The sequence below is a fragment of the Flavobacterium pectinovorum genome (assembly GCF_006438875.1).
Classification (GTDB): domain Bacteria; phylum Bacteroidota; class Bacteroidia; order Flavobacteriales; family Flavobacteriaceae; genus Flavobacterium; species Flavobacterium pectinovorum_A.
This window is the reverse complement of the sequence record NZ_RCZH01000008.1, coordinates 268969-282113: the sequence shown is the minus strand read 5'-3', so window position 1 is coordinate 282113 and position 13145 is coordinate 268969. Positions and strand designations below refer to the sequence as shown.

Sequence of the window (13145 nt, the reverse complement as noted above, 5' to 3'; positions counted from 1 at the left end):
GAACTTCGGACTTTTTTTATGCTTGAAAGTGATTTGGAATATATTGTTATAGAGATTTCTCCGGAACTTAAGAATGACAAAAATATGGATACAAAAATGGACGGATTAAAATCCGTCTCTACCAAATGTTTCGTTCCTCCGGAACTTCGTTGAAACATTCCAAGGAAATGATTTGTATTGTAAGATGGATTTTGTCAATCCTTCTTAATAATAATCGCGATCTTGTCATTTCGACCGAAGGGAGAAATCACATAAAGTAGCTCGACAACAGTGGGTGCTCTCTGGATGTGATTTCTCCCTTCGGTCGAAATTGACAAAAGATGCGAAAACATTGAACTCTTTTGACCTATATAGTTAAATAGAATTCTATTATAAAAGTTGGAATTTGGTTCCGAAGCTTTGGGATTAAATTTGGAATTTAGCTAAATGTTCTACCACTCATTTACCTTATTTGCATCCATTTTTAAGAAGATAAACAACAAAATAGTGAATCCCCAAAGTCCTGAGCCTCCATAAGAAAAGAACGGCAGAGGAACTCCAATTGTTGGAAAAATTCCGATAACCATTGCGATATTTACAAAAAAGTGAGTAAACAGAATTCCTGCCACACAGTAACCGTAAACTCTGCTGAATTTTGTTTTCTGTCTTTCGGCAAGATAGATTACTCTTAAAAATAAACCAACAAAAAGCGCAATAACAACTATTGAACCAACAAAACCCCATTCTTCACCAACAGTTGTAAAGATGTAATCTGTATGTTGTTCCGGAACAAATCCTCCTTTTGTTTGTGTTCCTTCTAAGAAACCTTTTCCGATCCAGCCTCCAGATCCAATTGCAATTTCAGATTGATTGGTATTGTATCCAATACCTTTCATGTCAACGCTTTTTCCTAATAAAATATTGAAACGGTCACGGTGATGTTGTTTGAAAATATGATCAAAAACATAGTCTACAGACAATACAAAACCAGACATAACAGCTAATAAAATACCGCTTAAAATAATGTTTCGATCGACTGCCCGACCTTTAAAATGTATAATTGCTAATACTCCGAAAGCGATTAAAATAACAGCATAAGGTTCTAAAACAAGCGTTAATACAAACAATAGAATGGTAATGAATCCAGTCCAAACATACCAGGATGGTAAGCCTTCTCTGTATAACACAACGATGAATATACTGTAGATCAAGGCACTTCCCGGATCCGGCTGAGGTAAAATTAATAATACGGGCAAAAAGACAATTGCCAAAGCCTGAATTTGCCTGTTTGTCTCTTTCAGATTGATCTGGGTATCACTTAAATACTTGGCTAATGCCAATGATGTAGCAGCTTTTGCAAACTCAGAGGGTTGCAAAGTAAAACTTCCAATCGCATACCAACATCTTTGACCGGCAATAGTTTTTCCGAATAGAAATAAACCGGCTAAGGATAATAAAGCAACTCCAAAAATTATACTGGCATATTTTTCATAAAATTTTCCGTCAACAAAAAGTACGACAAAAATCAAAGGAATAGTACAACCAATAAAAATTAATTGTTTTTGATAGGTTCCTTCAGTTGATAATAATGATGATGAATAAATATTTAGCCACCCTAGTGTCACCAAGGCAATGTAGATAAAAACGCTTATCCAGTCCAGGTTATTTTTTACACTTTGATTTTTCATTTGAAATAATCTTTGTTAATTTTCTTTAGTGGTGTCTACAGGTATATTTTTGACTTCTACTTTCGGTTTTACAATTTTAGCTCTCATAACAGAATCTTTTGGAGTAGATTCAATTGCGCTGGCTGCTGTTAAACCACCAACTTTAGCATACTCGCTTAAAAGGCTTTTGTTTAAAACACGAATTTCTAAATCATTTCTCGTGATTTTCTTTCTCAAATATTTTTCGATCATCAAACTTGCAATAGGTCCTGCAACTGTGGCACCAAAACCTCCATTTTCAATCATTACCGCTATAGCAATTTTCGGATTGTCTTTTGGGGCAAAAGCCACAAAAATAGAGTGATCTTTTAGTTTTGTTCTGACTCCGTCAATCTTTGCGTAGTTTTCGGCGGTACCTGTTTTTCCGCAAATGTCAATTCCTTCAACTCTAAGTGCGTAAGCCGTACCTTTATTGTAAACATCAAATAAACCGCTTATAACAGGAGGGAAATATTTTTGATCAATTGTTGTAACGTGTTTAGTCGTGAACTTAGCATCAATTTTTTTTCCTTCAATCTTTTTAATGATATGAGGCGTATAATAGTAACCCTGATTGGCAACTGTTGCCATCATATTGGCTAATTGAATAGGGGTCATTAAAACTTCTCCCTGACCAATCGCATTTGATACAATCGTTGTACTTCTCCAGCCTCCGTTAGGATAGATTTTCTTGTAGGTTTTAGATGTTGGGATATTTCCTTTTTTACCTATTGGTAAATCATACCCCATAAATTGGCCTAACCCAAAACTCTTGACGTGATCGCTCCAAACATCTACTGCTTTTGCGGGATCTTTATATTTATTGATCGTTAACATGTAAGATTGCGCAAAATAGGTATTACATGAATTATAAATACCATTATGTAATTGATGTGGACCAAAACCGTGACATTTCATGAAACGACCTCTACCATAACTAAATCCATGATGACACATAAATGTAGTTTGCTCGTTGATAACGCCTTCTTGTAATGCTACTAAACCAGTCAGGATTTTAAATGGAGATCCAGGAGGATACTCTGCCAAAAGTCCTCTGTCGTATAATGGTTTTGCAATAGAATCGTGATATAAAAGAGTGTAGTTTTTAGATCTTTGTCTTCCAACTAAAATTCCGGGATCATAAGATGGTGCAGTAACTAATGCCAATATCTCACCGGTTTTAGGTTCGATGGCAACAATTCCTCCTCTTTTATTGATCATTAATTCTTCTCCGTATTTCTGAAGTTCGGCGTCAATGGTTAGATTAATGTCTTCTCCGGCAACGGCAATAGTATCGTATCTTCCCTCTTTGTAGGAGCCAATTTCTCTGTTGTATTTGTCTTTCTGAACGTATTTTACACCTTTAATTCCTCGTAATATATGTTCATAGCTTTCTTCAACACCTTGTTTTCCAATTAAGTCTCCGCTATTATAGTATGGGTTTTTGGCAATCAGTCCTTCGGTTACCTGTACAATAGAGCCAAAAATATTTGCACCATAATCTACTTCGTAATCACGAAGCGATCTTTTCTGGAAGTAAAAACCTTCATATTTTCTGATTTTTTCCTGGAAAGCGGCAAATTCATTTTTGTTTAATTGTGCCAGAAATACAGACGGAAGTCTTGGGCTATAGACTTTAGCCTTTGCAATTCTTTTGTCGTACTCTTCTCTTGTTATATCTAATAAAGCACAGAATTCAGGAATATTAAGGGTTTCCTTGATATCTCTTGGAATAACCATTATATCGTATGAAGCCTGATTAGCAACTAATAATTTACCGTGTCGATCATAGATATAACCTCTTTCAGGATAATCATACTTTTTCTTGATTGCATTATTTTCTGATTTTAATTTGAAAGAATCATCAACAATTTGCAAATAAAATATCCTGATCACTAGCAAAGATGCTGCAATAATAATTAAAGAGGGCAGCAGGACTTTTCTCATCTTTTATTGGGCTTAATAAGATAAATTATTATAATTGAAGTGATTATTGTAAATATTGAGCTAAATAACGTTCGAAGTAAAATATCCCAAATAAACTTAAATTGAAAAGCTTCAAGGATAAATAATACAATGTGATGCAATAGAACAGATACTAAAATAAATGAAAATCGCTCGGGAGTTAATGACTCGTTTAATCTGATTGTTTGATATTCGTAACTCAGTCCAAATGAAAACTTAAATATATAGGGTCTGTAATAGGCTAGGATTACACAAGCCGTAGCATGTATTCCGCCTGAATTACAAAATAAATCCATTGTCAATCCAAGTAAAAAACTCGAGATAATTAAACCCGATCTGTTACTGTTTACAGGATACAAAATAATGTATAAGATGTATGGAAAGGGACTTATGTACCCTAAAAAATTCATATTATTGAAAATAACAACCTGAATTGCTAGTAACATAATAAATCGAAAAATATTGACTAACAAAGCGCTATTCATTTTTTTCCTTGTTTTCTAAATTAATAAGTTCTTCTCTGTCCTTACTCTTGATAATATAAACGTGACCCAAGTTTGTCATGTCATTAAATAATTTAACTTTTATAACATAAAAACTGGTCTTGGTTTCTGTATAAACGGTCTCAACAGTTCCTATGTTGATTCCTTCCGGAAAAATTACAGATTGGCCTCCGGTTACAATAGTATCTCCTTTTCTAACAGAAGCTAATCTTGGTACATCTCTAAGTTGTACATATCCAGTGCTTTTTCCATCCCAGGTTAAAGAACCAAAATGGTTTGTCTTTTTTAACTTGGCATTGATTTGAGATTTCATATTCAAAATACTCACAACTGTAGAATATCTTGGTGAAGTATCGTCAACAATACCAATTATTCCTAAACTGTTTATTACACCCATATCCGGTTTTACGCCATCATTGGCTCCAGAGCTTAAGGTGATAAAGTTTTCATATCTGCTGTATGAGTTGTGAATTACTTTGGATACAATTATATCAGCAGGTTTTACTCCTTTTAAACTATCCATCAAAGGTAGTTTCGTGGTGTCTTCTTTGTTGAATAATAAACTTTTCAATCTTGCATTTTCAAGTACAAGTTCGTCATTTTCAGTTTTTAGATTCAAATATTCGTTTACACGATTGATTCTTTCGTAAACACCTCCACTCAAAAAGTTGGCAGAACTGATTACTTTGCTTCTATGGTAGGAATGCGATTGAATTGTGAGAGTCAACGAAATACCTAAAAGCAGCAAAAACAGCAATCGATTACTGTTTCTTATAATGAAATTAAAAATTTGCTGCATTTCTTGTTTGGTTATTTTGTTTCAGGATATGCTTTTGGTTTCAAAGTTTTATAAGAGTTGAATGAATTGAATTCAACTCTTATAAAAAAAATATTGATTGTTATTTTGAATCTTATTTAATTAAGATACTTTTAAATTTTGCAATGTTTTTAAGTGCCATTCCAGTTCCACGAACAACTGCTCTTAAAGGATCTTCGGCAATGTAAACAGGTAAATCTGTTTTTTGAGAGATACGTTTGTCAAGACCTCTAAGCATAGATCCACCACCAGCTAAATAAATACCTGTATTGTAGATATCCGCAGCTAATTCAGGAGGAGTTTGAGATAACGTTTCCATTACAGCATCTTCAATACGTTGAATAGATTTGTCTAATGCTTTTGCAATTTCACGGTAAGAAACGTCTACTTGTTTTGGTTTACCCGTAAGTAAATCTCTACCTTGAACAGACATATCTTCTGGCGGTCCATCTAAATCTTCGATAGCGGCACCAATTTGAATTTTTATTTTTTCAGCAGTACTTTCTCCCACAAAAAGATTGTGTTGAGTACGCATGTAATAAACGATGTCATTTGTAAATACGTCACCTGCAATTTTTACAGATTTATCACATACAATTCCACCTAAAGCAATTACAGCAATTTCAGTTGTACCACCTCCAATATCAACAATCATGTTTCCTTTTGGTTGCATGATATCGATACCAATACCAATTGCAGCTGCCATAGGTTCATGAATTAGGTAAACTTCTTTTCCGTTTACTCTTTCACAAGATTCTTTTACAGCTCTCATCTCAACCTCAGTAATACCTGACGGAATACATACTACCATTCTTAAAGCTGGAGTAAACATTCTTTTTTTCAGTGCTGGTATGCTTTTGATGAACATATTGATCATTTTTTCTGAAGCATCAAAATCTGCAATTACACCATCTTTCAAAGGCCTTATGGTCTTTATGTTTTCATGTGTCTTACCTTGCATCATATTGGCTTCCTTACCAACAGCAATGATTTTGCCTGATATTCTATCACGTGCAACGATTGACGGACTATCAATAACAACTTTATCATTATGTATGATTAAAGTGTTTGCGGTACCAAGGTCTATCGCAATATCCTCGGTCATGAAATCAAAAAATCCCATAAGTTTTTTAGGGGTTTAAAATGTTATAAATTATTTTGAACAAAGTTAAACAAATTAATGTTTAAAATGACGTGTTCCAGTAAATACCATTGCAAGATTATTTTCGTTGCAATAATTTATGCTTAATTCGTCTTTTATTGAGCCTCCCGGCTGAATTACAGCTGTTATTCCTGCTTTTTTGGCTAATTCTACACAATCCGGAAATGGGAAAAATGCATCACTCGCCATAGAAGCGCCTGTTAAATCAAATCCAAAAGCTTTTGCTTTGTCAATAGCCTGCATTAAAGCATCAACTCTTGAGGTTTGACCTGTTCCTGACGAAATTAATGTTCCGTTTTTTGCAAAAACAATCGTATTTGATTTTGTGTTTTTACAAATTTTTGAAGCAAATATTAAATCTTCTATTTCTGAAGCAGTAGGCTCTGTAATTGTAACGGTCTTTAAATGCTCTTTAGTATCTGTAATATTATTTCTGTCCTGAATTAACAAACCATTAAGACATGTTCTAACTTGTCTTGACGGTAATTCAACTTCATTTTGAACTAATATGATTCTGTTTTTCTTTTCTTGTAAAACGGCAATTGCTTCGTCATCATAACTTGGAGCAATTACTACTTCACAGAACAATTTGTTGATTTCTTGTGCTGTAGCTAAATCAATTTTAGTATTTGCAATCAAAACTCCACCAAAAGCAGATGTTGGATCACAAGCCAAAGCTGCTAAATAAGCTTCGCTAATCGTTTTTCTGGAAGCTAAACCGCAAGCATTATTATGTTTTAAAATTGCAAACGTTGGTCCGTCAGTTTTAAACTCATTAATTAAGTTTACAGCCGCATCAACATCTAGTAGGTTGTTGTAAGATAACTCTTTTCCGTGAACTTTTTTGAACATTGCATCAAAATCTCCAAAAAAGAAGCCTTTTTGATGTGGATTTTCTCCGTATCTTAAAATCTGACCATCTGCAATACTTTCTTTGTAAATAGTTTCGTCAGTATTGAAATAGTTAAAAATAGCACCATCATAGTGAGAAGAAACATGGAATGCTTTTGTAGCAAACAATCTTCTGTTCTCAAGAGTGGTAGCTCCATTTTGTTCTGTAATCAAATCAAGAAGCAAGCTGTATTCATTAACCGAAGCTACAATTACAGTGTCTTTGAAATTTTTTGCACCTGCACGGATCAATGAAATTCCGCCAATGTCAATTTTTTCAATGATATCTTGTTCACTTGCACCAGAAGCAACCGTTTTTTCAAACGGATACAAATCAACAATTACCAAATCGATTTGAGGAATATCAAACTCCTTCATTTGTTGAACATCACTCTCGTTATCCTGACGGTTTAAAATTCCACCAAAAATTTTCGGGTGTAACGTTTTTACTCGTCCTCCAAGAATTTCAGGAAATGAAGTAATATCTTCAACCGGAACTACAGGAATCCCAAGATTTTTAATAAAATCTTCAGTTCCTCCGGTAGAATAAAGTGTTACGTTTTGTTCGTGTAATTTTCTAACGATTGGCTCTAATCCGTCCTTTGAAAAAACAGATATTAATGCCGATTGTATTGTTTTAGTTGTGCTCATTGTGTAGTTATGATTTTCAGACTGCAAAAGTAGTTTTTTTAAATATTATTTTAAAGAAAATTAATGTAACATTATGCTAAAAAAAACTACTGATGAGTAAGTTAACTTTTATTAGGTTTTTGAATTTAAATTATTGAATTTTACTTTATTGAAAAATACGAAAATATGCTTGTTTATCTAAGATTATTAAAAGAAAGTTTAGGTTTTGCTATAAACGCTTTGCGAAATAATAAATTACGTACTTTATTGTCTTTGTTAGGGGTAACTATTGGAATTTTTTCAATTATAGCCGTTTTGGCGGCAGTTGATTCTTTAGATCGAAAAATTTCCAAAGATTTAAGCAGCTTAGATAAAAATACGATTTATTTAATGAAATATTGTTTTGGACCTTCTGAAATTCCACAATGGAAGCGAGAACAGTTTCCAAATGTGAAATATGACGAGTATATCAACTTAAAAAACTCCCTTAATAACACAGAACAGGTTGGTTACCAATTATTCGTAAATCATGAAAGTTTAAAGTATGATTCGAAAACCGTTGCCGATGTAAATATGGTTCCTTCTTCATTTGAAATGGTCGATATTGACGGATTAAGTTTCGATAAAGGGCGATTTTATAATGAATCTGAATCAAATTCAGGAACTCCTGTAATTGTTTTGGGATTTGATATTGCCAACGGACTTTTTGGAGATAGTGATCCAATTGGAAAAAGTATTCGTTTGTACGGACAGCGTTTTACGGTTATTGGTGTAATGGTAAAACAAGGAGCAGGATTTTTTGGAGACAGTAATGATACATCGGTTTATTTTCCGGCAAATTTTTTACGCCGTATGTATGGCGATAGTGACTCAATGACACCTGTAATTGTGTTAAAGCCTGTGAAAGGAATTGATATGGACGCTTATAAAGCCGAAGTTGCACAAAAATTAAGAGCGATCCGTGGAATGAAAGCGGGTGAAATGGACAATTTTTTTGTGAATGTACTCTCCGGATTTACAGATTTTATCGACGGAATTTTAGGTAGTTTAAGAATTGGTGGAATTATTATAAGCTTTTTCTCTTTCTTAGTTGGAGGTTTTGGAGTGGCAAATATCATGTTTGTTTCTGTAAAAGAGCGTACTAATTTAATAGGTATTCAAAAATCTTTGGGAGCAAAGAATCGATTTATATTGTTTCAGTTTTTATTTGAAGCTATAATACTTTGTTTAATTGGAGGTATAATTGGTTTGATAATCGTTTGGTTACTTTCGATTCTATTAACCAATTTATTAGATTTTGAATTTGTTCTAAGTATTTGGAATGTAATTATTGGAGGTGGATTGTCCATTTTTGTGGGATTAATTTCGGGAATTTTACCTGCAATTTCAGCTTCAAAATTAGATCCTGTAGAAGCTATTAGAACAGGAATGTAAATCAGAATATAATAGTTGTGAATAATATTTGGATGAAGAGTAGAGTTAGGTGAAACAAAATTTGCGGACTCAAATCAACAATAAGCGATAATTAACCCTTAATTATTGTTTTTACAACTTCAAGATTCCTTTTATTGCGAAATTTTGTCGTAATTTTAATACCCTAAATTAAAACACGATTCTATGATACCAGTAAAAGCTTACGCAGCATACGATGCTACAAATCCGTTAAAGCCTTATACGTTTGAAAGGAAAGAGGTTGGTGCAAATCAAGTTCAAATAGAAATTTTGTACAGTGGTGTTTGCCATTCAGATATTCATACTGCAAAAGGCGATTGGGGACCTGTAAATTATCCATTAGTTCCCGGGCATGAAATTGTGGGACGAATCATTGCTGTTGGTAACGATGTATCGAAGTTTAAAGTAGGAGAACTTGCGGGAGTAGGTTGTTTTGTTGATTCCTGTAGAACATGCCCAAGTTGTCAGGCAGGCGAGGAGCAGTTTTGTGAAGAAGGAATGACGGGAACTTATGCAAGTTTTGAAAGAGGAACCAATATTCCAACTCGCGGAGGATATTCAACTAGTATTATAGTTGATGAAAATTATACACTTCATATCTCTGATAAACTTGATTTACGAGGAGTTGCACCATTATTGTGTGCCGGAATTACAACTTATTCGCCATTGCGTTATTTAAATGTGGGTAAAGGGCATAAAGTTGGAGTTTTAGGACTTGGCGGTTTAGGGCATATGGCGGTTAAATTTGCCGTTTCTTTTGGTGCCGAAGTTACCATGCTTAGTCATTCTCCATCTAAAGAAGCTGATGCTAAAAAATTAGGAGCGCATAAATTTGCTCTGACTTCAAATCCTGAAACAATGGAATCTTTAGCAAACAGTTTCGATTTTATTCTAAACACCGTTTCTGCAAAACACGATCATAATGCTTATCTGAATTTACTAAAAACGAACGGAACCATGATTGTAGTTGGAGCTCCGCCAGCGCCTGCCGAAATTCCGGTTTTTACTTTAATCATGAAAAGAAGAAGTATTATGGGAAGTTTAATTGGTGGGATTAAAGAAACGCAAGAAATGCTGGATTACTGTGCAGAACACAATATTACTTCAGATGTTGAAATTATCGATATGTCATACATTAATGAAGCTTATGACCGAATGAATAAAAGCGATGTCAAATATCGTTTTGTAATTGATATGGCTTCTTTAAAATAGGTTCAAAGGTTCATAGTTGCAAAGGTTCAGAGGTTCAGAGGTTTCAAACGTTATAAGTTTTTTTGAATTGCCTCCAGCTTTAGCTGGAGATATAAAAATAGCGAGAGTAAATTGGCTTTAGCCGAATAATTTTAAATTGACATTTTGCGCCTTTTGATGCATTGGCGATAAAGTTCCGAAGGAACGATGTATTTTGTAGAAACGGAATTCATTCCGTTGGAGAATGATATATAAGGAATTTAACGTTTATTAAAAACAAAATATAAGAACAAAACATAAAATCAAAAAACCGAAGAAATATTTCTTCGGTTTTTTTGTTTGAATTCTTTAGTGTTGAAATAGAATGGATTAAAAATTCGATAATTTAAAAAAAATGTCACATCTTAATCGAAACCATTCAAACAGAAATAAAGGAATTTTTTTTCCTTGTAATATTTTCCTGTAAATGTTATGCTATCAAAATAATTGGATAAATTTGGTAAACAGACAATTATAAATTACGGAATAAATGAGCTTTATACTAAAACCTGTCGATGTTGTTGAATCTATTTCCAGAGAAGATTTTAAAAAGAACTATTTAAATAAAAGAAAGCCTTTAATTATAAAAGGACTAACAAAAGATTGGCCGGCAAGAGAAAAATGGTCAACCGATTATTTTAAGCAAATTGCGGGAGATATTGAGGTAAAACTAGTTGATAACTCAAAAGCAGATCCAAAAAAAATAATCAATGCCTCAATTGCCAGTATGAAATTTGGTGATTATTTGGATTTAATTAAAAGAGAGCCAACACAGTTGCGTATTTTTTTCTTCAATCTTTTTAAACATAGACCAGAATTGGTTCAGGATATAAAAGTTCCAAAAGAATTAATGGGCGGTTTTATAGAAAGTATGCCTGCGATGTTTTTTGGAGGTTCTAATGCTTTTACCTTTTTACATTATGATATTGATTTACCGCATCTTTTTCACACACATTTTGGAGGAAGAAAACATATTATCCTTTTTGATTATAAATGGAAAAAAAGGCTTTATTGCGTTCCAAACACCACTTATGCTTTAGAAGATTATGATGTTTCTAATCCGGATTTTGAAAAATTTCCCGCTCTAAAAGGTGTTGAAGGTTATGAAGTTTTTCTGGAACATGGAGATACTTTATTCATGCCAACCGGAATGTGGCATTGGATGAAATATATTGATGGTTCTTTCTCTCTGAGTCTTCGTGCCTGGGATCGATCAATAACCCGAAAAATGGCAAGCGTTTGGAGTTTATTCATGCATGGTGCATTAGATAGTGCCATAAAAATAGTTTTTAGAGAACGTTATGCGATTTGGCGCGAAAAACTTGCCGTTAAAATAGCGGAAAAAGAATTAAGAAATAACAGACCAAGAAAGAGTGTAATTTAGAATTAGCAAGCAATATTCCGTAGGAATTAAATATTGGTAGCAACGAGATTTATTCTGTTGAGAAGATTGAAATCACAAGTCAGGAAATATTCCATGGAAATCAAAGATTAGTAGCAACGGAATTTATTTTGTTTAGAATTAGTATTGAAAACATGGGTCAGGAAATATTCCGCAGGAATTAAATGTGGTAGCAACAAGATTCATTTTGCTTAAAATTAAGATTGAAATCGCAAGTCAGGAAATATTCCGGAGGAATTAAATATTGGTAGCAACGAGATTTATTTCGTTCAGAATTAAGGTTGAAATCTCAAAGTAAAAAAAATATTCCGTAGGAATTAGTGATTGGTAGCAACGGAATTTATTCCGTTGGGAGATAGAATCCCCGTGTTAACAAGTTCCGTAGGAACGACATATATTCGTTATTTAGGATAACAAAAAATCCGAAGAAATATTTCTTCGGATTTTTTATTGAACTCAATATGTTTTTGAAAATCTTATTTTTCTTTTAATAATTTTTCCAAAAACTCAACTTTTTCTTTTTCTGCCTGAAGCATACGTTCGTAAAGTTCGATTACTTTATCCAAGGGATTGAAATTGCATTGATTTGAATGAAACATTCCATTTGCCCCACTGCAACTATTGTCATAAAAATTATTGAAATAACTTATCATATTTTCATCAGTAAAGTTTTTAATTGCTTCAACACTTACTCCAAGAGCTTTTGCGATATCGGCAAGTTTTCCATCATCTATTGTTTCGCTGTTTTCAATAGCCGAAATTGCCTGTTGATTTGTTCCTAAAGCTTGAGCCAAAGCTTCTTGCTTCATGTCTTTCAGTTCACGAATACGGCTAATTTTTCGTCCTATATGATTTGGTTTTGTTGCTGCGCTCATAGTTCAAAGATATTTATAATGCTTTAAAAAAAATCGGTTTTAGTAAAAAACAGGTGAATTTATGTTTTATACATTTTCTAATAGTTTGCTTGGGTACAAAACTATTATTTGCGTTTTGGATATCAAACAAAAATACAATTTTTCAGACAAGTATTAATCAGTTGAGATTGAAATCGCAAGTTGAGAAAAATTCCATAGGAATGGAATATTTATAGCAACGTTTCAATGTCCTTAAGTTAAGGGAGAATCTATCCTGTCCTGAAGTTTCGGGATCGGGACTTTGCCGCATAAATCTCGCGCAAAGTCGCAAAGCCGCCAAGTTTACATACATTTTCTTTGCGTATTTGCGACTTTGCGCGATTTTTTTTAGTCTAAGTATCTAAAAACTTAATTTAATGACATTAGGTTTCGGGAGCAAAGTTTAAACACAATATTGTCATTTCGACGAAGGAGAAATCTTCGCGAGAAGCTCGACAAAGATTGGATTTTCGTTGCGAATGATGGATTGAAATCCATCTCTACAATATATTTTG

Annotated in this window: 10 protein-coding genes; 3 read left to right on the top strand and 7 right to left on the bottom strand. The window is 33.5% G+C overall.

Annotated features, from left to right (window positions below):
- Window positions 1–431: 431 nt before the first annotated feature.
- The 6 genes from rodA to purH all read right to left on the bottom strand — a co-directional run bounded on the left by rodA (window position 432) and on the right by purH (window position 7674).
- Window positions 432–1667: a rod shape-determining protein RodA gene (rodA, locus tag EAH81_RS14100; protein ID WP_140508125.1), complete on the bottom strand. Its 1236-nt coding sequence runs from the start codon at window positions 1665–1667 to the stop codon at window positions 432–434.
- 15 nt (window positions 1668–1682) lie between these two features.
- On the bottom strand, window positions 1683–3632 hold the full coding sequence (gene mrdA / locus EAH81_RS14095) for a penicillin-binding protein 2 (RefSeq protein ID WP_140508122.1): 1950 nt from the start codon (window positions 3630–3632) through the stop codon (window positions 1683–1685).
- Window positions 3629–4135 carry a rod shape-determining protein MreD gene (locus EAH81_RS27840; protein WP_140508120.1) on the bottom strand — a complete coding sequence of 169 codons (507 nt, stop codon included), beginning with the start codon at window positions 4133–4135 and terminating at the stop codon, window positions 3629–3631. The genes mrdA and EAH81_RS27840 overlap by 4 nt, the downstream gene beginning before the upstream one ends.
- Window positions 4128–4952 carry a rod shape-determining protein MreC gene (gene mreC / locus EAH81_RS14085; RefSeq protein ID WP_140508118.1) on the bottom strand — a complete coding sequence of 275 codons (825 nt, stop codon included), beginning with the start codon at window positions 4950–4952 and terminating at the stop codon, window positions 4128–4130. The genes EAH81_RS27840 and mreC overlap by 8 nt, the downstream gene beginning before the upstream one ends.
- A 112-nt stretch (window positions 4953–5064) precedes the next feature.
- Window positions 5065–6093, bottom strand: coding sequence for a rod shape-determining protein (locus EAH81_RS14080; RefSeq protein ID WP_007804822.1), 1029 nt, complete (start codon window positions 6091–6093; stop codon window positions 5065–5067).
- Window positions 6094–6147: 54 nt separating this feature from the next.
- Entirely contained in the window at window positions 6148–7674 is a 1527-nt protein-coding gene (gene purH / locus EAH81_RS14075) for a bifunctional phosphoribosylaminoimidazolecarboxamide formyltransferase/IMP cyclohydrolase (RefSeq protein WP_140508116.1), read from the bottom strand.
- Window positions 7675–7839: 165 nt separating this feature from the next.
- On the opposite strand from purH, the gene EAH81_RS14070 reads away from it, so the two are divergent.
- The 3 genes from EAH81_RS14070 to EAH81_RS14060 all read left to right on the top strand — a co-directional run bounded on the left by EAH81_RS14070 (window position 7840) and on the right by EAH81_RS14060 (window position 11719).
- Window positions 7840–9087 (top strand): ABC transporter permease, encoded by a 1248-nt coding sequence (locus tag EAH81_RS14070; protein WP_140508113.1) that lies wholly within the window; start codon window positions 7840–7842, stop codon window positions 9085–9087.
- A gap of 183 nt (window positions 9088–9270) precedes the next feature.
- Window positions 9271–10317, top strand: coding sequence for an NAD(P)-dependent alcohol dehydrogenase (locus EAH81_RS14065; RefSeq protein ID WP_140508110.1), 1047 nt, complete (start codon window positions 9271–9273; stop codon window positions 10315–10317).
- Window positions 10318–10825: 508 nt separating this feature from the next.
- Complete coding sequence (locus EAH81_RS14060; RefSeq protein ID WP_140508108.1) at window positions 10826–11719, top strand: cupin-like domain-containing protein; 894 nt, start codon at window positions 10826–10828, stop codon at window positions 11717–11719.
- Between the two features lie 494 nt (window positions 11720–12213).
- Here EAH81_RS14060 and EAH81_RS14055 read toward each other — a convergent pair whose 3' ends face one another.
- Entirely contained in the window at window positions 12214–12612 is a 399-nt protein-coding gene (locus tag EAH81_RS14055) for a helix-turn-helix domain-containing protein (RefSeq protein WP_140508106.1), read from the bottom strand.
- Window positions 12613–13145: the final 533 nt, after the last annotated feature.